The 21,070-nt window shown below is 67.0% G+C and carries 22 protein-coding genes and 1 pseudogene; 12 read left to right on the forward strand and 11 right to left on the reverse strand.

What is annotated here, in order from left to right; translation table 11 throughout:
* The first annotated feature begins 46 nt into the window (after window positions 1–46).
* From Verru16B_RS16855 to dapF, 3 genes are all read left to right on the forward strand, one after another.
* Complete coding sequence (locus tag Verru16B_RS16855) at window positions 47–436, forward strand: glycosyl-4,4'-diaponeurosporenoate acyltransferase CrtO family protein (protein ID WP_069963380.1); 390 nt, start codon at window positions 47–49, stop codon at window positions 434–436.
* Window positions 437–475: 39 nt separating this feature from the next.
* Entirely contained in the window at window positions 476–730 is a 255-nt protein-coding gene (locus Verru16B_RS18145; RefSeq protein ID WP_179947400.1) for a hypothetical protein, read from the forward strand.
* 98 nt (window positions 731–828) lie between these two features.
* Window positions 829–1,680, forward strand: coding sequence for a diaminopimelate epimerase (gene dapF, locus Verru16B_RS16865; protein ID WP_069963382.1), 852 nt, complete (start codon window positions 829–831; stop codon window positions 1,678–1,680).
* A 41-nt stretch (window positions 1,681–1,721) separates the two neighbouring features.
* On the opposite strand, the gene Verru16B_RS16870 is transcribed toward dapF, so the two are convergent.
* The gene (locus Verru16B_RS16870; protein ID WP_069963383.1) at window positions 1,722–2,243 is read right to left on the reverse strand and encodes a DUF192 domain-containing protein; all 522 of its coding nucleotides are present in this window, start codon (window positions 2,241–2,243) and stop codon (window positions 1,722–1,724) included.
* A 90-nt stretch (window positions 2,244–2,333) separates the two neighbouring features.
* Here Verru16B_RS16870 and Verru16B_RS16875 point away from each other — a divergent pair, with 90 nt between their 5' ends.
* From Verru16B_RS16875 to Verru16B_RS16890, 4 genes are all read left to right on the forward strand, one after another.
* Window positions 2,334–3,470 carry a M24 family metallopeptidase gene (locus tag Verru16B_RS16875; RefSeq protein WP_069963798.1) on the forward strand — a complete coding sequence of 379 codons (1,137 nt, stop codon included), beginning with the start codon at window positions 2,334–2,336 and terminating at the stop codon, window positions 3,468–3,470.
* Between the two features lie 83 nt (window positions 3,471–3,553).
* Complete coding sequence (locus Verru16B_RS16880) at window positions 3,554–4,399, forward strand: Fpg/Nei family DNA glycosylase (RefSeq protein ID WP_069963384.1); 846 nt, start codon at window positions 3,554–3,556, stop codon at window positions 4,397–4,399.
* A gap of 68 nt (window positions 4,400–4,467) precedes the next feature.
* Window positions 4,468–5,229 carry a TlyA family RNA methyltransferase gene (locus Verru16B_RS16885; protein WP_069963385.1) on the forward strand — a complete coding sequence of 254 codons (762 nt, stop codon included), beginning with the start codon at window positions 4,468–4,470 and terminating at the stop codon, window positions 5,227–5,229.
* Between the two features lie 102 nt (window positions 5,230–5,331).
* The gene (locus Verru16B_RS16890) at window positions 5,332–6,174 is read left to right on the forward strand and encodes an NAD(+)/NADH kinase (protein ID WP_069963386.1); all 843 of its coding nucleotides are present in this window, start codon (window positions 5,332–5,334) and stop codon (window positions 6,172–6,174) included.
* A 77-nt stretch (window positions 6,175–6,251) separates the two neighbouring features.
* Here the strand turns inward: Verru16B_RS16890 and Verru16B_RS16895 are convergent, their stop codons facing one another.
* The 3 genes from Verru16B_RS16895 to Verru16B_RS16905 form a co-directional block, all read right to left on the reverse strand.
* On the reverse strand, window positions 6,252–6,614 hold the full coding sequence (locus Verru16B_RS16895; protein WP_069963387.1) for a hypothetical protein: 363 nt from the start codon (window positions 6,612–6,614) through the stop codon (window positions 6,252–6,254).
* A 71-nt stretch (window positions 6,615–6,685) separates the two neighbouring features.
* Window positions 6,686–9,244, reverse strand: a complete 2,559-nt coding sequence (locus Verru16B_RS16900) for a M16 family metallopeptidase (RefSeq protein ID WP_069963388.1) — start codon at window positions 9,242–9,244, stop codon at window positions 6,686–6,688.
* A 216-nt stretch (window positions 9,245–9,460) separates the two neighbouring features.
* Window positions 9,461–9,889: a Minf_1886 family protein gene (locus Verru16B_RS16905; protein ID WP_069963389.1), complete on the reverse strand. Its 429-nt coding sequence runs from the start codon at window positions 9,887–9,889 to the stop codon at window positions 9,461–9,463.
* A 147-nt stretch (window positions 9,890–10,036) separates the two neighbouring features.
* Between Verru16B_RS16905 and Verru16B_RS16910 the strand changes: the two genes are divergently transcribed.
* Entirely contained in the window at window positions 10,037–10,567 is a 531-nt protein-coding gene (locus Verru16B_RS16910; protein WP_083270443.1) for a Fur family transcriptional regulator, read from the forward strand.
* Here Verru16B_RS16910 and Verru16B_RS16915 read toward each other — a convergent pair.
* On the reverse strand, window positions 10,559–10,927 hold the full coding sequence (locus tag Verru16B_RS16915) for a (2Fe-2S) ferredoxin domain-containing protein (RefSeq protein WP_069963390.1): 369 nt from the start codon (window positions 10,925–10,927) through the stop codon (window positions 10,559–10,561). The genes Verru16B_RS16910 and Verru16B_RS16915 overlap by 9 nt on opposite strands.
* A 77-nt stretch (window positions 10,928–11,004) precedes the next feature.
* Window positions 11,005–11,739 carry a superoxide dismutase gene (locus Verru16B_RS16920; protein ID WP_083270444.1) on the reverse strand — a complete coding sequence of 245 codons (735 nt, stop codon included), beginning with the start codon at window positions 11,737–11,739 and terminating at the stop codon, window positions 11,005–11,007.
* 277 nt (window positions 11,740–12,016) lie between these two features.
* On the opposite strand from Verru16B_RS16920, the gene Verru16B_RS16925 reads away from it, so the two are divergent.
* Window positions 12,017–12,766 carry a PilZ domain-containing protein gene (locus Verru16B_RS16925; RefSeq protein WP_069963391.1) on the forward strand — a complete coding sequence of 250 codons (750 nt, stop codon included), beginning with the start codon at window positions 12,017–12,019 and terminating at the stop codon, window positions 12,764–12,766.
* A gap of 50 nt (window positions 12,767–12,816) precedes the next feature.
* On the opposite strand, the gene gatB is transcribed toward Verru16B_RS16925, so the two are convergent.
* The 3 genes from gatB to gatC form a co-directional block, all read right to left on the reverse strand.
* Window positions 12,817–14,262, reverse strand: a complete 1,446-nt coding sequence (gene gatB / locus Verru16B_RS16930; protein WP_069963392.1) for an Asp-tRNA(Asn)/Glu-tRNA(Gln) amidotransferase subunit GatB — start codon at window positions 14,260–14,262, stop codon at window positions 12,817–12,819.
* A gap of 102 nt (window positions 14,263–14,364) precedes the next feature.
* Entirely contained in the window at window positions 14,365–15,834 is a 1,470-nt protein-coding gene (gene gatA / locus Verru16B_RS16935; RefSeq protein ID WP_069963393.1) for an Asp-tRNA(Asn)/Glu-tRNA(Gln) amidotransferase subunit GatA, read from the reverse strand.
* Between the two features lie 2 nt (window positions 15,835–15,836).
* The gene (gatC, locus tag Verru16B_RS16940; protein WP_069963394.1) at window positions 15,837–16,127 is read right to left on the reverse strand and encodes an Asp-tRNA(Asn)/Glu-tRNA(Gln) amidotransferase subunit GatC; all 291 of its coding nucleotides are present in this window, start codon (window positions 16,125–16,127) and stop codon (window positions 15,837–15,839) included.
* Window positions 16,128–16,254: 127 nt separating this feature from the next.
* On the opposite strand from gatC, the gene Verru16B_RS16945 reads away from it, so the two are divergent.
* The 3 genes and pseudogenes from Verru16B_RS16945 (at window position 16,255) to Verru16B_RS19325 (ending at window position 17,353) form a co-directional block, all read left to right on the forward strand.
* Window positions 16,255–17,058 (forward strand): hypothetical protein, encoded by an 804-nt coding sequence (locus Verru16B_RS16945; RefSeq protein WP_069963395.1) that lies wholly within the window; start codon window positions 16,255–16,257, stop codon window positions 17,056–17,058.
* A 58-nt stretch (window positions 17,059–17,116) separates the two neighbouring features.
* Window positions 17,117–17,236: pseudogene (locus tag Verru16B_RS19320) on the forward strand (L-type lectin-domain containing protein); the annotation flags it as partial.
* Window positions 17,237–17,269: 33 nt separating this feature from the next.
* Complete coding sequence (locus tag Verru16B_RS19325; protein WP_425483044.1) at window positions 17,270–17,353, forward strand: PEP-CTERM sorting domain-containing protein; 84 nt, start codon at window positions 17,270–17,272, stop codon at window positions 17,351–17,353.
* Here the strand turns inward: Verru16B_RS19325 and pheT are convergent.
* A complete protein-coding gene (gene pheT / locus Verru16B_RS16950; RefSeq protein ID WP_069963396.1) occupies window positions 17,337–19,802 on the reverse strand; it encodes a phenylalanine--tRNA ligase subunit beta in 2,466 nt (821 codons plus the stop codon). The genes Verru16B_RS19325 and pheT overlap by 17 nt on opposite strands.
* A gap of 98 nt (window positions 19,803–19,900) precedes the next feature.
* Window positions 19,901–20,944: a phenylalanine--tRNA ligase subunit alpha gene (gene pheS / locus Verru16B_RS16955; protein WP_069963397.1), complete on the reverse strand. Its 1,044-nt coding sequence runs from the start codon at window positions 20,942–20,944 to the stop codon at window positions 19,901–19,903.
* Window positions 20,945–21,070 lie beyond the last annotated feature (126 nt).

Here is a 21,070-nt window from a genome sequence, read left to right on the forward strand (position 1 = left end):
AGCCGCAGATCCCCTACCGTGCCGCCGGAGCCGACATTCGACCGCCATGCCTGATTACTTCGAACCAAGTAAGCTCGAACAATGGCGCGGGAGATCCGTGTACGAGTTCTTGGGCATAAAGTTTTTCAAACGATATCTCCTGTTCACTGAGCTCCTGCTTCTTCGTCTGCGGGGCGGGAAGGCGGTGCAGGGAGGCCGGGGAGCGCTTTATTCCGAACTGAAACGGCTGGAATGGGAGACCCGGCGAAACGAAGTTATCCACTTGGTGGCTATGCTGCTGATCGGTTGCCTCTTAACCGTGAGAATGGCGCCGCTGACCGGGACGCAATTTGCCGGCATTTTTGCGATCAATCTGTATTTGAATGTCTATCCCATCTTTTTGCAGCGCTATAATCGCTTTCGACTATTGAGGCTGTTGAGGGAACTTGAACCGTAAGGCCGCACCCGTCGCTTCAGCCACGATCAGCCTAGCATCATGACCCTCGATAATTTCCTGCCGCTATTCCTGATCGCAGGAGCAGCGCTGATGATCGCGAACGCGATTTGGGGGTTCCGCGACGGCCGGCGCCGGGGCCGGTCCGGTATTCTGGTGGCCATGCTGGTGATGTGGACCTTCCCCCTGGGCGTCCTCCTCTGGCTGCTCTTCCGCCCCGACCTCGTCGGGGAACCCGATCCCTCGGCCGACCCCGACCTCGAACTGAAGCGCCGCGCCAACCAAGGCAGACTGTAAGGTTTGGGCCCTGATCCGGGCTGGCCGGATATGACGCCGGCCCACGGATTTTTTTCGTGTCAATCACACCATTCGCGGGCAACCCTACCCCCTTGCCCATGCGCTTTCACAAATACCACGCCCTCGGTAATGACTACATCGTGATGGACCCGGCCGATTTCCCCGGCTGGACCGCCCCCACCACCGAGCAGACCCGCGTCATCTGCCACCGCAATTTCGGCGCCGGCTCCGACGGCATCCTCTGGGGCCCCCTGCCCACCGCCAAGGCCCAGTTCGGCCTCCGCATCTTCAACCCCGACGGCTCCGAGGCCGAGAAGTCCGGCAACGGCCTGCGCATCTTCTCCCGCTACCTCTACGACCAGAAGAAGGTCGGCACCGCCCCCTTCACCGTCGACACCCCGGGCGGCGTGGTGGACGTCGTTATCCAGCCCGGCGGCCAGCAGCTCACCATCGACATGGGCCACGTCAGCTTCGCCAGCGCCAAGATCCCCGTCGCCGGCCCGGCCCGTGAGGTCATCAACGAGAAGATCACCATCCTCGACCGCGAGTTCAGGTACTGCGCCGCCACCATCGGCAACCCCCACTGCGTGATCCCCCTGCCCGCCATCACACCCGAGCTGGCCCATAAATACGGCCCGCACCTCGAGACTCACCCGAATTTCCCCCGCAAGACCAACGTCCAGTTCCTCCAGGTCCTCGACCGCGCCAACATCCGCATCGAGATCTGGGAGCGCGGCGCGGGCTACACCCTCGCCTCGGGCAGCAGCTCCAGCGCGTCCGCCGCCGTCGCCCACCGGCTCGGCCTGGTGGACCGCAATATCACCGTCCACATGCCCGGCGGCCGGATCGGCATCGAGATCGGCGACAACTTCTCGATCCGCATGACCGGCCCCGTCACCCGCGTCGCCGAAGGCACGCTCCACCCGGAGCTCTTCACGACCAAGGTCTGAGCCCGATCCGCGGGCGGAGCCGCCCGCACTCCAGGGCTCGCTTACCGCAGCCCAAAACTCTCCGGCTTCAACCCGCGGGCGCGGATCGCCGCCACCACAGCCGCCAGGTCGAGTTTCGCCCCGGGCTTCACCCCGGCCGTGCGATACCACCCCTGGTTCATCTCCAGGGCAAATTGCAGCGTCCGCCCGCGCGAGGCCACGGGGTTCTCATCCCGGGGGTACATCGGGTAGATTTCCTTCAGGACGCCGGTGTTGTCGAAAAACCCGATATCGAGCGGGATCAGGGTGTTTCGCATCCAGAAGCTCATGGGCTGGGGCTGGTCGAAAACAAAGAGCATGCCCTCGTTCTCCCCCAGCGCCTTCCGGTGCATCAGCCCGTTCTGCGTCTCGGTCGGGAGCAGCGCCACCTGCATCTGCACGGTGCGGTCGCCGACCTTGACGGCAAAGCGTTCCTCGAAGCTGCGCGGCGCCGCCGGGGTCTTGGGGTCGTTGTTGCCGCAGCCGACCAGCAGCGTGAGCAGGCCCAAGGCGGCAAGGGACAGAAACCGGCGGCGAAAAACCATGCCCCGATTCCCCACCTTGCCCCGCAAAGCGCAAATCATAAATTGCCCGCCCTCACCTTCCCTCTCACTCTCACTTTCACTCTCACCCCCATGGCCGCCCTCCCTCCTCCCCTCCTCTACGCCAGCACGCACCACTGCGCCGATCTGCTCTACTTCGGCCAGGTGGAGGTCCACGACCCCTTCATCGCCTTCGGGCGGCTGGACGGCAAGAAGGTCACCGTCCAAAGCCCGCTGGAATTCGGCCGCGTCAAAAAGACCGGCGGCTTCGATCTCGTGCTGCCGCTGGAAGAATGCCGGTCCCGCGCCCGGGCCAAATTCGGCCCCAAGGCCGGCACCGCCGAGATCATCGCGACCGTCGCCCGCGAGCAGGGCGTCCGCCGCTTCCGCGTGGCCGACACCTTCCCCGCCGCCCTTTACCTCAAACTGACCGCCCTCGGCCTGAAACTGGACCTCGTCGGCGGTCTCCTCTTCCCCGAGCGCGAAATCAAGACCGCCCGGGAGGCGGAACACATCCGCGAGGGCAATCGGCTCTGCTCGGTCGGCTTCACCGTCGCCGAGCGCATCCTCCGCGCCGCCCGCATCAAGGGCCGCACCCTCGTCCACCGCGGCACGGTGCTGACCTCTGAGAGCCTGCGTTTTGCCCTCGAAACGGCGATCCGCGAGCAGGGCGGCGACCCGCGCGACACGATCGTCGCTGGCGGCGACCAGGCCTGCGATCCCCACGAACGCGGCTCGGGCCCGCTGCGGCCGCACGAGCTCATCATCATCGATGTGTTCCCGCGCGTGCTGAAAACCGGCTATTTCGGCGACATGACCCGCACCTACCTGAAGGGCCGCCCCCGCGAGGTGCAGCGCCGGATGGTCGCGACTGTGCGCGAGGCGCAAAAACAGGCGCTCCGAGCAATCACCGCGGGCGTGGACGGCCGCGAAGTGCACGGCCTGATCGTCGACCATTTCACGGAGTCGGGCTATGAAACCCGGCATGGCAAGGGTGGCTCGGTCGGTTTCTTCCACGGCACCGGCCACGGCCTGGGCTTGGAGGTCCACGATCCGGGCCGCATCTCGCCGGCCGTGTCGGCGCCGCTGAAAGCCGGCGCCGTGCTCACCGTCGAACCCGGCCTGTACTACCCCGGCCTCGGCGGCTGCCGCTGGGAGGATGTCGTGCAGGTGACCCAGGGCCCGGCCAAGATGCTCTCAAGGCACCCGTATCAGTGGGAAATTAAGTGACCATGCTGGAGCGGCAGCGACCTCTCTGCCGTCTGCGGGCGAGGTCGCCCGCACTCCAGTGACCCAATCCGAAATCCTAAAAGATGCCCGAGCTCGCCGAGGTTGAATTCTTCCGCAAACGCTGGAGCGCCGGCCACGGTGCCAAGGTGCTCGCCGTGCGCCTGCACGCCGGGAAGAAGATCTTCCGCGACTGCGACCCGGCCCAACTCACCCGCCACCTGACGGGGGCCAAACTCCTCTCGTCCACCACCGCGGCGAAGCAGATGCTATTTGAATTCAGCGGCACTGGCCTGCCCCGAGCGGAGTCGAGATGGCTCGGCGTGCATCTGGGCATGACCGGTGAACTGCGGGTCGAACCGCCCGGCTATGAGGCGGCGGCCCACGACCACCTGATCCTCGTGCAGCGGGAACGCCTGCTCGTCTTTAAGGACCCGCGCATGTTCGGCGGGGTGCGCTTCCATCACGGCAAGACGGCGCCCGTCTGGTGGACTAGGATTGCGCCGGCGATCCTGTCGCCCGCGTTCACGGTCGAAGTCGTGGCTGCCTTTTTGCAACGGCGGGCCCGGGCCCCGATCAAGGCCGTCCTCCTCATGCAGGAGCGTTTCCCCGGCATCGGCAACTGGATGGCCGACGAGGTGCTCTGGCGCGCGGCGATCCACCCGCAGCGTCCCGCCGGTTCGCTGTCCGTCGCCGAGGTCCGCACGCTGCACCGGGAGTGCCGGAAAGTCTGCCGCCTCGCCCTCGACACCATCGCCGGCGAGGGCGACTACCTGCCCCCTGACCTCAACGCGCACATCCCCAAATCGTGGCTCTTCTGGCACCGCTGGTCTGACGGTGGTCGCTGCCCCCGCACCAAGCAGCCGCTGGTCCGGGAAGAAGTCGGCGGCCGCACCACCTGCTGGTCCCCCGCCCGGCAGAAGCGGGGCTGAGTGCTTTGGTCTTTGAACCCGGGGTTTATGGCGTGGACGAACCGGCGGACAGGCTGTTTTCTGCCGCCATGGCCGGTTCCAAACAACGACTCGATGAACTGCTGGTGACGCGCGGGCTCTCCCCCACCCGGGCGCAGGCCAAGGCACTCATCATGTCGGGTCGCGTGCGCCACGGGACCGACCGGCTGGACAAGCCGGGCAAGGAATACCCACCCGATTTTGACCTGAGCGTGGACCAGCCCCCGCGTTTCGTGAGCCGCGGCGGCGACAAGCTCACGGCCTGGCTGGAACAATTCCCGCTCGATCTCACCGGCGCTCACCTGCTCGACGTCGGCGCCTCGACCGGCGGTTTCACCGATTGCGCGCTCCAGGCCGGCGCCGCCAGCGCCACCTGCGTGGATGTCGGCCACGGCCAGCTCCACGAGAAACTCCGCCGCGACCCGCGCGTGACCAACCTCGAGAAAGTCAACGCCCGCCACCTCAAGCCCGGCGACCTGCCGCGCCCCGATTACGACGTGATCGTCATGGACCTGTCCTTCATCTCCCTGAAAAGCGTGCTGCCCGCCGTGTGGGCCTTCCTCCGCCCAGGCGGGACGCTGGTCGCGCTGGTGAAGCCCCAGTTCGAGGCGGGCAAGGCCGAGGTGGACCGCGGCCAGGGCATCATCCGCGACGACACCGTGCGGCTGCGCGTGCTGACCGAGATCCGGGAATTTGCCCTGCGGGAACTGCCGGGCGCCGGCCTGGTCGGCGAACGCGAGTGCCCGGTCCACGGCGCCGACGGCAACCGGGAATTCCTGCTGGGTCTGACCAAGACGGCGCAGACCAGGTGAGCGCCCCTGGCGCGGCTTGATACAACCTGCAGCAGCGCCGGGAGTCATAGCCCAATCCGAATTCGACATTAGTGCCCATTCGTGTGCACTAGGGCTTAAAGCATGTCCCCCATTCGCAGACTCGCCTTTGTCGTCAACACCGAGAAGCCCGGCGCCGCCCAGCTGGCGCGCGAGCTCATCGCGATTGCGCGGACGGTGGGCGTCCGCCGGATCAAGAGCCGCCCCGCGCACAAGCTCCCCCGCGGCTACTTCAAGGGTTCCGACGCCGGATGCATCATCGGCGGCGACGGCACCTTGCTGGGCGCCGTGACAGAGGCCGCCACGGCCGGCGTGCCGCTCATCGGCGTGAACCAGGGCAGCCTCGGCTACCTCACCAGCTTTTCCCCGGAGGAAGCCCGCGCGTGCTTCGGCGAGGTGCTCCTCGGCCAGTACCGCGTCGCACCGCGCACCCTGCTGGAATGCCGCACCGCCCCGCGCCGCCGCGACCTCGCGCTCAACGACGTCCTGATCAAGGCCGAGGTGAATTCCCAGCTCGTGCGCCTCGAGGTCCGCGCCGATGGCGAACTCGTGACCGACTACCTCTGCGACGGTCTCGTCCTCTCCACCCCGACGGGCTCGACCGCCTACAACCTGTCCGCCGGCGGCCCGATCCTGCACCCGGCGGCCGGCGTGATTGCCATGACCCCGATCTGCCCGCACACGCTGAGCAACCGCACGATCGTCTTCAACGACGGCGTGAAGCTGAGCATCCGCAACTGTTCCCCCGATTCCCGCCTGCTCGTCGCCCTCGACGGCCAGCGCAACCGCAGCGTGGTCCACGGCTCGTCGGTCGAGGTCACGATCGCCAAGCGCCACCTCGGCCTGGTGCAGCGCCGCGACTACCGACATTTCAGCGTCATGCGCGCCAAGCTCAAGTGGAGCGGCGGGCTGACGGATAAGAAGTAAGACCGCAGCCGGTTTGATGGTAGGACGAAAAAAGCCCGGGATTGCTCCCGGGCAGAGTGGCCGCTGATCGCCGGCACCTACTTCGTCGCGGCTTTCTCGGCCTTCTTGGCTTCGCGCTCGGCCTGTTTGGCGGCCTTGGCGGCCTCCTCATCGGCCTTCTTCTGGGCGCGCTCCTGGTCGTCGAGCTTCCCGTCGTCGTTGGCGTCGTACTTTTCCTTGTTCGCCTCCCGTGTCGCCTTGGCCTTCGCCTTGGCGGCATCGTCGGCGGCCTTCTGCTCCGCCTCGTTCAGGCGGCCGTCGCCATCGGCATCGTACTGCTGTTGATTCTTGGTGAGCTTCTTCTCGGTCTCTCCCCCGGCCCGGAGGGAGAGCGGAACAACCAACACGACCAGCGCCAGCAGAACCGGCGCGACACGGGGCAAGTTGTGTTTGCTTTGCATAACCCCGCCAGCCTACCCGGGCGCCCGGCTAACCGCGGCACCCGGCTAACGCCTAAATTCAGGCGCGGGGCTCAGGGCTTGACCACCAGTTGCACGCGTTGACCGCCCACAAAATACCGGAGGGCAAAGGCCTGGAGGTCGGCGAGCGTGACGGCGTCGACGCGGGCGTCATAGTCGCGCCAGTCGTTGACCGGCAGCCCGTACACGGCGTTGAGCGCGGCCTGCATGGCGCGGGCGGAATTGGTCTGCATGCCCATGCGCTTGCCCGCCTTGAGCCGCACCTGGCAGCGGTGCAACTCGTCGGGCTTCACGCCGCCGGACCGCACGCGCTCGATCTCGAGGTTGAGCTCGGCGATAACCTCTTCGTAACGCTCGGGGCTGGTGCCCGCATAGAAATAGAACATCCCGTGCGCCTGGCCGACGATGCGGCTGGAGCGGACGAAATACGCCAGGCTCTTCTGCTCGCGGACGCGCTCGAAGAGATTCGACGACATGCCGCTGAACAGCTCGTCGGCGACCTCGCTGACGGTGTAGTCGGGGGCGTGCATGCCCGGGCCGGGAAAGGCCTGGAACACGATCGCCTGCTGGCGCGGCTGGGTCTCGGTGAAGTCGCCGGGCACGACCGTGAGAGCGTGCGTGGCCGCGGGGACTTTGCCCTTCGGAAGCTTCGTGAGGAAGGCCTTGAGCTTCGGGGCGAGCTTCCGGGCGTCGAAGTCACCGGACACCGCGAGGACCGCGTTGCCCGCGACCACGAGGCGGGCGTGCAGCGCGCGCAGGTCCGCAACGCTGATGGCCTGGAGGCTGGCCTCGTCGCCGCTGGTCTCGATGGCGAAGGGATGGGCACCGAAGAATTTCTCGCGGAGCTTCTTGCGGCCGACCGTGACGACATCGTCGAGGCTTTCCTTGAGCGCCGCGAGGGAGGACTCGCGCTCGACCTCGAGGCGGGCGGGTTTGAAGGCGGGGCGCAGGATGGCGTCGGCCATCAACCCGAGGGCGAGATCGGCGTCGCCGGGCAGCACCTCCGCCGAGAGGCCGAAACTGTTATTGCCAGCGAACTCGTGGAACGAGCCGCCTACGGCCTCGATCTGGCGGGCGACCTCCTCGGCGGAGTGGCGCTTGGTGTCCTTGGTGAGCAGGGTCGCGAGCAGCGAGTTGAGTCCGCGGCGACCGGCCGGTTCGAACACGGGCCCGCCGGCGAAGGCCAGGCGGAAGTGCAGGTTGGGCAGGTGCGCGTCGGGCTGGAGCAGCAGGCGCGCGCCGTTGGGGAGCTTGATCTCTTCGAAATCCAGCGAGGCGGTGGGCTTGGCGGCGGCTCCCGTCGTGGCCGCGGCCGCGGCCACGGGATTGGAGGAGACGACGGTCAGGCGCTCGGGGACGAGGTAGGTGCGCATCACCCGCTGCAGGCTGGCCGGCGTCAGGGCGAAGAGGCGGGTGAAATACTGGCGGGTGTAGTTGATATCCCCGACCACGACCTCACCGGCACCGAGGCGCGAGGCCTGGCCGGACATGGTCTTGCGCATGTTGATCTCGGCGGTCACGGCCTGGCGCACGGCCTTGGCCAGGGCGGCGGCGCTGATGCCCTTGGCGGCGATGCGGGCGAGTTCGCGCAGGATCGCCTGCTCGGCGGGTACGCGTTTGTCGGGATCAGCCAGGAACGAGATGTAGAACAGACCGCTCGTGCCCGGGCTCCAGGACATGGCGTCGATGGAGTGGACCAGCCGGGATTTCTCGCGGATGGCCTGCCAGAGGAGCGAGCTGTCGCCGTGGCCGAGCACCATCGAGAGCAGGTCCAGGGCGGGCGTGTCGGGGTGCGCGAGGCCGGGGATCTGCCAGCCGAGGCCGGCGCGGGCGACCTGCACGTCCTCGTGCAGGTGCTGGTCGCGGCGCGAGAGCTGGGCCGACTCGTCGGGCACGAGCACCGGGGCGAGGCGCACGCGCGGGGCCGGGCCGAAATGCTGGGCGATGGCGGCGCGCGTGGCGGCGACGTCGATGTCACCGACGATCACGACCACCAAGTTGTTGGGCACGTAACGGGCCTGGTAATAGGAAAGCAGGTCCTCGCGGGTGCAGGCGGCGAAGACATCGCGGTGGCCGATGATCGGCTGCCGGTACGGATGGGTGCGGTAGGCGGTCTCGAAGAGTGCCTGCGAGAGGCGCTGGTCGGGGTCGTCGAGGCACATGTCGATCTCTCGGAGGATGACTTCCTTTTCCTTGGCCACCTCGCCGGCCGGAAGCGTGGAGTACAGGACGGCGTCGGCGAGCAGGTCAATGGCGACGGCGGTGTGGACCGAGGGCACCTCGATGTAATAGACGGTGCGGTCGAAAGTGGTGTAGGCGTTGATGTAGCCGCCGTGGGCCTGGACGGTGGCCGAGATCTCGCGGCCGGCGCGGCGCGTGGTGCCCTTGAAGAGCATGTGCTCGAGATAGTGCGAGAGGCCGGCGCCAAGGTGGGAGCCCTCGTGGATGCTGCCGGTCTTGACCCAGACCTGGACGGAGCTGACGGGGGCGGCGTGGTCGGGCTTGAGCAGCACGGTCAGGCCGTTGGGCAAAGTGTAGCGTTCGATGGATTCGCGCCAGAGACTCTCGAGCAGGGCGAGGTCACGCGAACGGACGGAGGGATTTTTCGGCATTGAGCGGGGTCGGGATGAGGAGCGGAAGAACGTGGCGTATTCTAATGCAGGTTCAAGAGGAGATGGATCCCGCCTGGTAGGTGGAGCTGCCCGTTCGACGAGTTCCGGGCCCCGAGCCAGTCGTAGGGCTTCCCGACGATTCAGGGCGTCGTGGGTGGGCGGGCCTTCCCGATCGCCTGTAAACAGGCTCCTGCGGGGGGCTGCACCCAACCGGCCTTAGGACTGGTCGGCGGTGCGGCGGGAGCGGCGGCCGGTGGGCGGGAGGAAGGGTTTCACGAACGCCTCGTCGAAGTCGTAGATCTCGGCAAAGTCCTCGCGGCGGTCGCTCTCCGTCTTGCTGAAAACGCTGTACTCGATGAGGTTGAACACGATGTCACCGAAATCGGAGCAGCGTTTGACGCCCCAGGTATTGAGCACGGTCTTGGCCAGCGGGCCGTACTGGTCGAGGGCGTAATCCCGGATCCCGGCGAGGAGCTCGGCGCCGGTCACGTGCTGGGATTTGCCGGTGCGATCGGGCTGCTTGCGTTTGACCTCCTTGACCGTGTGGTCGAGGCCCTGGCGCACGAAATTATAGGCCTTCCGGTCGAACCGGGGGTCTTCCTTGCAAATCAAGCCGACGATTTCGCTGAATTCAAGATCCTGCATGTAAATTGGGTGAGGGACGTAGCTAGCACAGGGTATTCCGGGCTGCAACCATGCAGGCGTCCGGAGCCCAAATCGATCATCCGTCATAGGGTGGATTACTGACTAACTTCCCCTCGCCATCGGGGGATTTTGAGCCATGGTGGCCGCATGATCTCCGCCACTCAGTCGAATCACCCGCTTGGCCTGGTTACGAACCGGGAACCCGAGGATGTGACCCTGACCGTGGCCTGCACTCGCATCCGGAATTCCGGCATGCGCGTCACCAAACCCCGGGTCGCCCTGCTCGCCGCCCTGCTGCGTTTCCCGGGCCCGGCCAGCATCGAGCGGATCCACCAGGAGGTCGGCACGAAATCCTGCGACCTCGTTACCATTTACCGCTGCCTCGCTGCCTTTGAAGGTCTCGGGCTGGTGCGCCGCAGCTACCTGCACAACGGCACCTGCCTGTACGAGCAGACGGTCAACGCGGCGCGGCGCTATCACATCATCTGCAAGGAATGCGGGCGCACCGATCCGGTGGACTATGAGCTGGCCGAAGGCTTGGAGCAGAAAATCGCCGAACGGGGCTACACCCAGGTCAGCCATGTCGTGGAGTTTTTCGGGGTATGCCCGATCTGCCAGCAGGCCGCGAAAGCGGCGGCCAGCCGCGTCACGGCGGTCAAGATCGTGCCCTCAGTCTGAGGACCCGGCCCGGCCGGTCCCGTCGGCCGCGCCCGTCAAGGGCTGGACCGCCCTCACCCACTCCGCCACCGGCGCGCCGCCCACCAGGTGTTCGCGGCGGATGCGATCGAAGCGCTCGGGGGTGACCCGGTCATACCACACGCCATCCGGGTAGACCACGAGCCACGGGCCGTCGCTGCACTTCCGCAGGCACGCGGCCTTCGTGCGCAAGGCCGGCACGCCGTGTTCCTTGAGCGCGCCTTTCAGGTGCTCCCAGGTCGCGAGCCCCGCCTCTGACGCACAACAATCCGGTCCCACGCACAGGAACAGGTGATGCCGCGCGCCGGGCAGGCCGATTTCGGAGAATGACTTTGTTTTCATTTGAACCACAGAGGCACAGAGACACGAAGCAACAATCCGATTTGGAGTGCCGGGGCGGAGGAGAAGCCGGTGGTGAACTAGCTTTTCCGGGCCTGGGCGAAGTTCACCTCGGCCTGGGTCCAGTTCACGACGTTCCAATAGGCCGCGACAAAATCCGCGCGGCGGTTTTGGTACTGCAGGTAGTACGCGTGTTCCCAGACATCGAGGCCGAGGATCGGCGTGGCGCCCTCGCTCAGCGGCGAATCCTGGTTGGCCGTCGAGTGAACCAGCAGCTTGCCGTCCTTCAGGCTCAGCCAGGCCCAGCCGCTGCCAAAGCGTTTCATCGCCGCGTCGGCGAAGAGTTTCTTGAACTCGTCCATGGAGCCGAAGGCCTCCGCGATCGCCACGGGGAGCTGTTGGACGGACACGCCCGAGCCCGGCGCGATGATCTTCCAGAAAAAATCGTGGTTCACATGGCCGCCCGCGTTGTTGCGGATGCCCGTGCGGATCGCCTCGGGCACGCTCGCGAGATCGCGGACGAGGGCCTCGGGGCCGCGGGCGAGCAGGTCCGGGTGGTCCTTGAGCAGGTTCCGGGCGTTCGTGATGTAGGCCTGGTGGTGCTTGGAGTGATGGATCTCCATCGTGCGGGCATCGAAGTGCGGCTCGAGCGCACCATAGGCGTAGGGCAGCTTGGGCAGATCCCAGCCGAGGGCGACGGGCGCGCTTTCCGCGGCGGTGAGCCGGTGCAGCCCGAGCCCGGCGACGGCGGCGGTGGTGCCCAAAATTTTCAAGGCTTCGCGGCGAGACAGGGAGGCGGGGTCGACGGGGTTCATGCCCGCACGATGGCCGATTTAACACCGGGTGCAAGGGCCCTCCACCCTGATGCCGCCTTCATGAAAAACCTGTCCGGAGGGCGCATGCCATGCGCAGCGAGGTCGCTGTGGCCCCAGAGTGACGTTCGCCCGGTAACAATCCCATGAGGGCGAAATAAGGGGCCCGCCCTGCCCGTCCGCCCTAGCGCCCCGCGCGACGGCGGAAGCCTTTCGAAGGAGCCTGCCCTGAGCCTGTCGAAGGGCTTGTTTTCTCCCCGCAACCCGCTACCAAAACGGGGTGCTCCTCTTCCGCCGCATCTTCAATTTCGAGAAAGCTAAGGTCGACAAGATGGAACAGCGGCTCAACCAGCGTTATACGCCGGGCGCGGCTTTTCCGCTACAGGCCTGGCTGGTCACCGGGGGCCGGGAATGGCCGGCGCGCGTGCTCGACCTATCCGGCAACGGCCTCGGCCTGCTGGTCGAGGCGGCGGCCAAACCCGAAGCCGGTCTGCCCGCGCGGGTACGCGTGGCCATGGGGCACCACCAGCAGGTCCTCGAGACCAAGCTCGTGCAGGTCCGGCCCGAGCCCAAGGGGCTGTATTGCGGCCTCGGCCTCGTGTTCCGGGAGTTCCCCGGGCAAAAGATCTGGCTGCAGCTGATCCAACCCATCGCGATCGGGCAGTCCCTCCGGGCCGTGCCGGCGGAGCGCGTGGTCCAGAACGAGCCTCAGTTCATCAAGCAGGTCTTCCGCGGGGACGAGCAGTCGATGCTCACCGTGTGGCTCGAGAAGTCCTTCGGCACGCCGCTGCACAGCTTTGAATTCGAGATGCAGGGCTACTTCTGCCGGGCCGATGCCCAGTCCGGCACGCTGGAGGCCTACACGCTCGAGGAAGGGGATTCCCACAAGGGCAAGATCAGCAACCCGGTCTTCGACTCCTCGGGCGACCTCAAGGCCGAGATCCGGCAGCTCTTCCGGTGGATCCTGCCCAACCTGTCCCCCGCCGTGCCCGACGACGTGCGGGCGTTTCTGCAGCGTTTCGCCACCTGACGCGGCCGGGGGCAGCGTATTTCAGATTTCAAATCTCAAATCTGAGATTCTCACGACCCGAGCTGCTTCCGCACGATCTGGTCCACGAGTTGCGGATTGGCCTTGCCGGCGGAGGCCTTCATCACGGCGCCCTTGATGGCGTTGAGCGCCTTCTCGTTGCCGCCCTTGAATCCCTCGGCCGCCTTGGGATTCGCGGCGATGGCGTCGGCCACCCATTTCTCCAGGGCGCCAGTGTCGGTGGATTGCTGGAGGCCTTGTTTCGCGACAATGGCGTCGGGCAATTCGCCCGACTGCGCCATCGTGACGAAGACTTCCTTGGCGATGGAATTGGAGATCACCCCCGACTCGACGAGTTTCACGAGGGCGGCGATATGGGCGGGCTGGACCTTGGCGTCGGCCAGGGTCACCTGGGCCGCACCCAGCTCGCGCAGCAGGTCGTTGGCGATCCAGTTGCCCGCGGCCTGCGGGGTGGCGCCGAGCCGCACGGTCGCCTCGAAATAGTCGGCCAGCGCGCGATCGGGCACGAGCACCGAGGTGATGGTGTAGGGCAGCTGGTAATCGGCCAGGAAGCGGCGCTGCCGGTCGAAATGATGCTCCGGCACGGTGGCCTGGATCCGGGCCTGCCAGGCCGCGTCCACCCGCACGGGCATGAGGTCGGGATCGGGGAAGTAGCGGTAATCGTGCGCCATCTCCTTCGAGCGGAGCGACTGGGAGGCGCCGGTCTGGCCGTCATAGTCGCGGGTCTCCTGGACGATGGTGCCGCCGGACTGCACGACGGCGACCTGCCGGCGGATCTCGTGGGCGATGCCGTCGCGCACGAACGAGATGGAATTGAGGTTCTTCAGCTCGACCTTGGTGCCGAGCTGCGCCTGCCCCACCGGGCGGATCGAGATGTTGGCGTCGCAGCGCATCTGGCCCTTCTCCATGTCGCAGTCGGAGATGCCGCCCTGCACGAGGGCGATGCGGAGCGAGGTGAGGAAGGCGAAGGCCTCGTCGGCGCTGCGCAGCGCGGGATCGGACACGATCTCCATCAGCGGCGTGCCGGCGCGATTGTAGTCCACCAGGGAGTCGGTGGCGCCGTGGTTGAGCTTGCCGACATCCTCCTCAAGGTGGATGCGGGTGAGCGGCACGCGCTTGTGCTCGCCCATGACGTTGCGGGACGGCCCCGGCAGTTCGATCTCGACCGTGCCGCCGACGCAGATCGGCTGATCGTATTGCGAGATCTGGTAGTTCTTGGGCGAGTCGGGATAGAAGTAGTTCTTCCGGTCCCATTTGCAGACCGGGGCGATCTGACAACCAAGGATCAGGCCAGCCTTGATGATCTGGTTGAGGGCTTCCTTGTTCAGGACCGGCAGCGCGCCGGGGAGTGCGAGCACGACGGGATCAACGAGGGTGTTCTCGGGCTGGCCGTAGCCGGCGGCGACGCGGGTGAACATCTTCGACGCCGTGCGCAGCTGCACGTGGACCTCCAGGCCGATGACGGCTTCGTAGTTCATGGTGAGAGTAGCGGGTCGCGGGTAGTGAGCCGCGAGTAGCGGCGCCGGCGAAGTTGGTTTGGAGATTTCATGCTCACTACTCGCTCCTCGATGCTCGTTACGTCACAGCACCGGATGGCGCTGGGACCATTCATGGGCCTGTTCGTAGGCGCGGGCGATGGCGAGGAGTCCGGCCTCGTCGAAGGGGCGGCCGATGAGCTGCAGGCCGATCGGCAGGCCGCCGGTGGTGAAACCGCAGGGGACCGAGAGACCTGGCAGGCCGGCGAGGTTCACGCTGATGGTGTAGATGTCGGTGAGGTACATCGCGAGCGGGTCGGCGGACTTCTCCCCAATCTTGAAGGCCGGGATCGGCGACGTCGGCGACAGCAGCGCATCACACTCCTGCAGCACGGCGGCAAACTCGTTGCGGATGAGGGTGCGGACCTTCTGCGCGCGCAGGTAGTAGGCGTCGTAGTAGCCGCTGCTCAGCACATGCGTGCCAAGGATGATGCGGCGCTTCACCTCGTCGCCGAAGCCCTCGGCGCGCGACTGGAAGTAGAGATCGACGACATCCTTCGCCTTCGCCGCGCGATGGCCGTAGCGGATGCCGTCGTAGCGGGCGAGATTCGACGAGGCCTCGGCGGTGGCGATGAGGTAATACACCGCGATGGCATGCTCGGCCGCCAGGGGCAGGGAGACCTCGCGGATCTCGCAGCCGGCTTCGCGGTAAAACGCGATCGCCGCCTGCACCGCCGCGCCCACCTCGGGATCGAGGCCGGCGCCGAAAAACTCCTTGGGCACGCCGAGGCGCCATGGCCCGCGGCGTCGCGCGATCTCCGCACCGTAATCGGGCACCGCGGCCTTGAATGAGGTCGAATCGCGTTCGTCGTGGCCGGCGATGGCGCCGAGCAAAAGCGCCGCATCGTCGACCGTGTGCGCCATCGTGCCAATCTGGTCGAGCGACGAGGCATAGGCGGCCAGGCCGTAGCGGGAAACGAGACCGTAGGTGGGTTTGAGACCGACGATACCGCAGAGGGCCGCAGGCTGACGGATGGAGCCGCCGGTGTCGGAGCCGAGCGTGAGCGGGAGTTCGCCGGCCGCGACGGCCGCGGCGGAGCCGCCCGAGCTGCCGCCGGGCACGCGGGTCAGGTCCCACGGGTTGGCGGTCGGGCCGAAGGCCGAGTTCTCCGTCGAGGAACCCATGGCAAACTCATCCATGTTGAGCCGGCCGAGCGGGATGGCCCCGGCGGCCTTGAGGCGCGTCGTGACGGTCGCGTCGTAGGGCGAAATGAAATTCGCCAGCATCTTGCTCGAGCACGTAAGCGGCTGGCCCTCGACGGCGATGACATCCTTCAGGCCGACAGGGATGCCGTCGAGCGGTCCCCTCGCCTGCCCGGCGGCCCGGCGCTCATCGGAGGCCCGGGCGGCAGCGAGCGCGCCGGCCTCATCGCGGGAGTTGAAGGCCCGCACGCGTCCGTCGACGGCCTGCACCCGGGCGAGGCAGGATTGCACGAGCTCGACCGAGGAAAGCTGGCCGGAGCCGAGCAAGCCGGTCAGGTCGGTCGCGGAGAGATAGGCGAGATCGCGGGCCATGGTCAGTCGAGCACCTTGGGCACCGCGATCATCTGGTCGCGTTGCGCCGGGGCGTTGCGGAGGGCCTGCTCCACGGTGAGGCCGGCGCGCGCGACGTCATCCTGCCAGACGTTGAACACCGGGGCGGCGTGGGCCATGGGCTCAACGCCGGATACATCCACCTGTTTGAGCTTCTCCACGTAATGCAGGATGTCGCCCAGTTGCCGGGCAAAACGGGCCTTTTCCTCGTCGGTCAGGGCGAGGCGGGCCAGGTTGGCCACGTAGTCAATGTTGAGGTCGGAACCGGCGCTCATGGGAGTGGTAAATACCACCCCGAAGCAGGCGGTGCCGGGCCCGGTTGGCAACCGGCAAAACGCGGCCGGGGCCAAACAACCCGGGTGCTGGCTTGACGGGCAGGGTCAATCGGCGTCCGCTGGCCCCATGCTGCTTTTCAAGAAGATCCTGGATTTCAAAAAGACCGACAGCGGCGTGGCAGACAAACGCGGGGCCAAACGCTACCCGGTGGGCGCCAAGTATCCGCTCAAGACGAAGATCTCGCTTTCCCCCCGGGACGGGGAAGGCAACGCGTTGCCGCCCGGCAAGGGCGTGCCGATGGATTGGGGCGGCCAGCTGGCCGACCTGTCCCACACCGGGCTGAGCATCCGGCTGCACCCCGCCGCCGTGGCCGCCGCGGGTGAGACCTGCACCATCAAATTCGAAATGGACAACCGCCTGTACGAGAATGCGGCCACGATCGCCTACTTCCGCAACGGCGCGCAATACGTGACCTGCGGCGTCGTCCTCACCTTTTCCGACCACTACACGCGCAAGGCCTATCTGCAGCTGATGGAACCGCTGGTCATCGGGTCGACGCTGGCCCCGCTCCCCGCCGCGAAGGTGAAGCAGGACCTGCCCGGGCTCGTGAAGGAGCAGTACACCGGCGAATCCGAGGGCGTGCTCAGCATCTGGCGCGACGCCACCGGCAAGAACCTCAAGATGTTCGAGCTGCTCCTGCACGAATACTCCATCCGCGGCAACACGGAGATGCCCGGCATCAAGGTCAGCTACCGCGACGGCGCCAAGGTGGGCAAGCGCGTGTCGCGACCGGCCTTCCCCATGACGCTGTCGCCCAGCCTCAAGGCGGAGGTGCGCCAGCTCTTCCAACTCATCGTGCCCAACCTGACAAAGTCCGTGCCGGCGGAAGTCCGAAAATTCCTCGAGCTGTTCACCGTCGCGCCGTCCTAGGGCCGGATGACCCGATCGGGCCCGGCCGAGCTTTACCGCCTTCTGGCGCCCCTCCTCCGCCCTCCTCACCCACACTCTGGATATCGCCGCCACGATTGGCTCACCGGACGCGTACCTCGGCTTCACCGCCGCCACCGGATCGGCGTTCGGCAGCCACCAGGTCCTTGGCTGGGCTTATTCCGACACCTATCTCGCCACCGGCATCACCGCCGTGCCCGAGCCGGACACGCTGGTCCTCCTCGGTCTTGGCGGAATGCTGCTGATCGCGGCGCGCCGGTTCAGGCGCGCACGCTGACGGTGCCGTCGGCGGCGATCGCCTGCTGGATCTGGGCGAACACCCCGTTGACCTCGTCGTCGTTGAGCGTGCGCTCGGCGGAACGGAAGGAGAGCGCGTAGGCCAGGCTCTTCTTGCCCGCGGGCAGACCGGTGCCGGTGTAGACGTCGAAGATCGCGACGCTCTCGACGGCGAAGGCGGTCCCCGCGGCGGTACGCGCCACCTGGAGGAGCTGCCGGCGCACCTCCTCGGCCGGCCGCCCCGCGTCCACCACCAGCGCGAGATCGCGCAGGGTGGCCGGTTGCAGGCTGAAAGGCTGGTAGCGCCGGCGGGCGCCCGCCGCCGGGAGCGTGGCCGGCACAATGGCGAACATGCCCGCCCAGACCTTGCCCTCGACGCCCGCGGCGCGGACCATGGCGAGGTTCAGGAGGCCGAACCGTGCGGTCCAGCCGTGCTGCAGGTCGCCGGCGGCGGCGGCCTGACCTTCCTGCCAGCCCCAGAAACCACCGGTGACCGGCACAAGGGCCTGGGCGGAGAGGTCGATGCCCGCCTCGGCCGCGATGATCTCCACGTGACGCTTGACCGCATAGAAATCGGGTTGCGCGCGGCCGAGCCAGGACCGCGCCTTGGGATTCTCGGCCAGGAGGAAGCCGACGCCGGCGCACTCATGCACGGTGCCATTTTGCTCCACGAACACGCGGCCGGTCTCGCACAGGCGGGAAACCTGGTTGCCGCGCGACTGGTTCAGCTTGAGGGACTCCAGCAGGCCGAGCACGAGCGTGGGCCGCAGGTGGGACTGCTCCTCGACAAAGGGATTGAGGAGCGCGAGCTCCTGCACGGCGGCGTCGGACACCCAGGTCTTGAGCTCCTTGGCGGAACGCAGCGTGTAGTTCACGCACTCGTGGAAGTGCTGGCCGACAAGGTAGTCGGTGACCCGGCGGTTGAACGCGACGGCGGGCGCATCTTCGGCGTCGACCAGCGCGGGGCCGACGGCGGGGGCGGCCGGCACCTTCTCGGTGCCGTAGACGCGGAGGACTTCCTCCACGAGGTCGATCGGGCGATCGAGGTCGGCGCGCCAGCTGGGGATGGTGACGGTCCACGCCGGGCCACGGCGCTCGGTCGGCTCCTCGTGGCGGATGACCAGGTCGAGCGCCTCGAGGGCGGCGCGCTGGTCGTCGGCCGGGATCTCGAAACCGAGTTTCTCGTTGATGTAGGCGGGCGTGACGACGATCTCGCGCTGCCACGGCACATCGCCGCCGACCTGGAAGGAAGGCCCGACGACCGTGCCGCCGGCGGTCTCCAGCAAGAGATCCACGGCGCGCTGCGCGGCCTCGAGCGTGCTGTGCGGATCGACGCCGCGCTCGAACCGGTAGGAGGAATCGGAGGCCAGGCCGAGGCGCTTGGAGGTGGCGCGGATGGACTGCGGACGGAAACAGGCGGCCTCGAGCACGATGTCGGTCGTGGTGGCGTCCACGCCCGCATCGGCGCCGCCCATGATGCCGGCCACGACGAGCGGCCGGCTCTCGTCGGCGATGACGAGGTTGCGGTGGTTGAGCACGCGCTCCTTGGTGTCCAACGTGGTGAGTTTTTCCCCGTCGATGGCGGGGCGGATGACGAGGCGGCGGCCGTTGATCTTCTTCGCGTCGAAGACGTGCAGCGGCTGGCCGAGCTCGAGCATGACGTAGTTGCCGACGTCCACGAGGTTGTTGATCGGACGCAGGCCGACGGCGGCGAGGCGTTCCTGCATCCAGGCCGGGCTGGGGCCGACCTTCACGCCAGCGAGGGCGATGGCGATGTAGAGGGGGCAGTCGGCGGGGGCCTCCACCTGGACGGCGGCGAGGATGTCGGGGCGGGATCCGTGGGTCTCGCCGCGGAACTTGATCGCGGGATAGGTGACGTCCCGGCGGAACCAGGCGGCGAGCTCGCGGGCGATGCCGATGTGGCTAAGGGCGTCGGGGCGGTTGGGCGTGATCTCGATGTCGAGGACGGTGTCGCCACCGGGCAGCGCCTCGTTGATCGGCTGGCCGATGGGCGTGGCGGGATCGAGCAGGAGCAGGCCGGCGTGGTCGCTGCCGAGGCCGAGCTCGTCGGCGGCACACATCATGCCCTGGGACTCGTGGCCGTAGGTCTTGCGCAGCGCGATCTGGAATCCGCTGGGCAGCACCGCGCCAGGCAGGGCGACCGGCACGCGCCGGCCGGGATCGCAATTGGGCGCGCCGCAGACGATGGTGCGGACCCCGCCGTGGGCGGCGCCGACCTCGACGGTGCAGAGCGAGATGTCCTTCTTGAGATTCGGGATCTTGGTCCGCGTGAGGATCTCACCCACCACGACGTGGGTGAGCGGCGCCAGGCCGGTGGTGTGCACGCCCTCGACCTCGAAGCCGAGGAAGGTGATCGCGCGCTGCAGCTCGTCGGTGGAGGCACCGTCGAGGTTCACGTATTGCTTGAGCCAGTTGAGAGAGATTTTCACGGGGAAACAGGGGAGCGAAGAGTGAGGAGCGGGGAGCGAGTAGTATGACCGGGGCTTTCGTGATGCTCACTACTCGCTGCCTGCTACCCGCTCCTGGTTCAGGCGAATTGTTTCAGGAAGCGGACGTCGTTCTGGTAGAAGTAGCGGATGTCATCGATGCCGTAGACGAGCATCGCGAGGCGCTCGAGGCCCATGCCGAAGGCGTAGCCGGTCCAGACCTCGGGATCGTAGCCGACGCCCTCGAAGACGGCGGGGTCGACCATGCCGCAGCCGCCGATCTCGATCCAGTCCTTGTTCACCTTGGGCAGGTGTTTGGCGGAGAGGTCGACCTCGAAGGAGGGCTCGGTGTAGCCGAAATAATGCGGGCGGAAGCGGGTCTTGGTGTCCTTGCCCAGGAGCGAGGCGAAGATGTAGTCGAGCAGCGCCTTGAGGTCGCGCACGGTGACGTTCTTGTCGACGTAGAGGCACTCGAGCTGGTGGAAGTTGGCGCTGTGGGTGGCGTCGGAAGTGTCGCGACGGTAGACGCGGCCGGGGGAGACGATGCGGATCGGCGGCTCGCCCTGGAGCATGGTGCGGATCTGGACCGACGAGGTGTGGGTGCGGAGGAGGTATTTCTCGCCCGGGACCTTGCGGGGGGTGTTGCTGAACACGGCGTTGCCCGGGAAATAGAAGGTATCCTGCTCGGCGCGCGCGGGGTGTTCGGCGGGCGTGCACAGGGCGTCGAAGCAGTAGTACTCGGTCTCGACCTCGGGGCCGTCGGCGATGGTGAAACCAGCCTTGCGCAGGATGCGGCACATTTCCTCGCGCACCTGGGTGAGCGGGTGGCGGGTGCCGGGGCCGGCGTCGGGCGACGGCAGCGAGGGATCGACGGCGGGCCCGAGCTGGGCGGTGATTTCGGCGGCGGCGATACGCTCGAGGGTCAGGTCGAGCTCGGCCTGGAGGCGGGCCTTGGCCTCGTTGATGAGCTTGCCCATGGCGGGGCGCTGCTCCTTGGGCACGGCGCCCATCTGCTTCATCAGGGCGGTGAATTCGCCGTTCGGGCCGACGTAGCGGGCCTTGGCGGCCTCGAACTCGGCGCGGGTCTGCAGGGTGGCCAGCTCGGGCTGGGCCTTGGCGAGGATCGCGGAAAGGGTGTCTTGCATGGGCTTAAATCGTTCTCGTTCTCTTAATCCTCATCGTTCTCTCGATTACGAGAAAGATCAGGAGAACGAGAACGATAGGGAGAAATAAAAAGGACGGGCCCGCGGGGAGCCCGTCCTTCAGAAAAA

This window comes from Lacunisphaera limnophila (assembly GCF_001746835.1).
Taxonomy (GTDB): domain Bacteria; phylum Verrucomicrobiota; class Verrucomicrobiia; order Opitutales; family Opitutaceae; genus Lacunisphaera; species Lacunisphaera limnophila.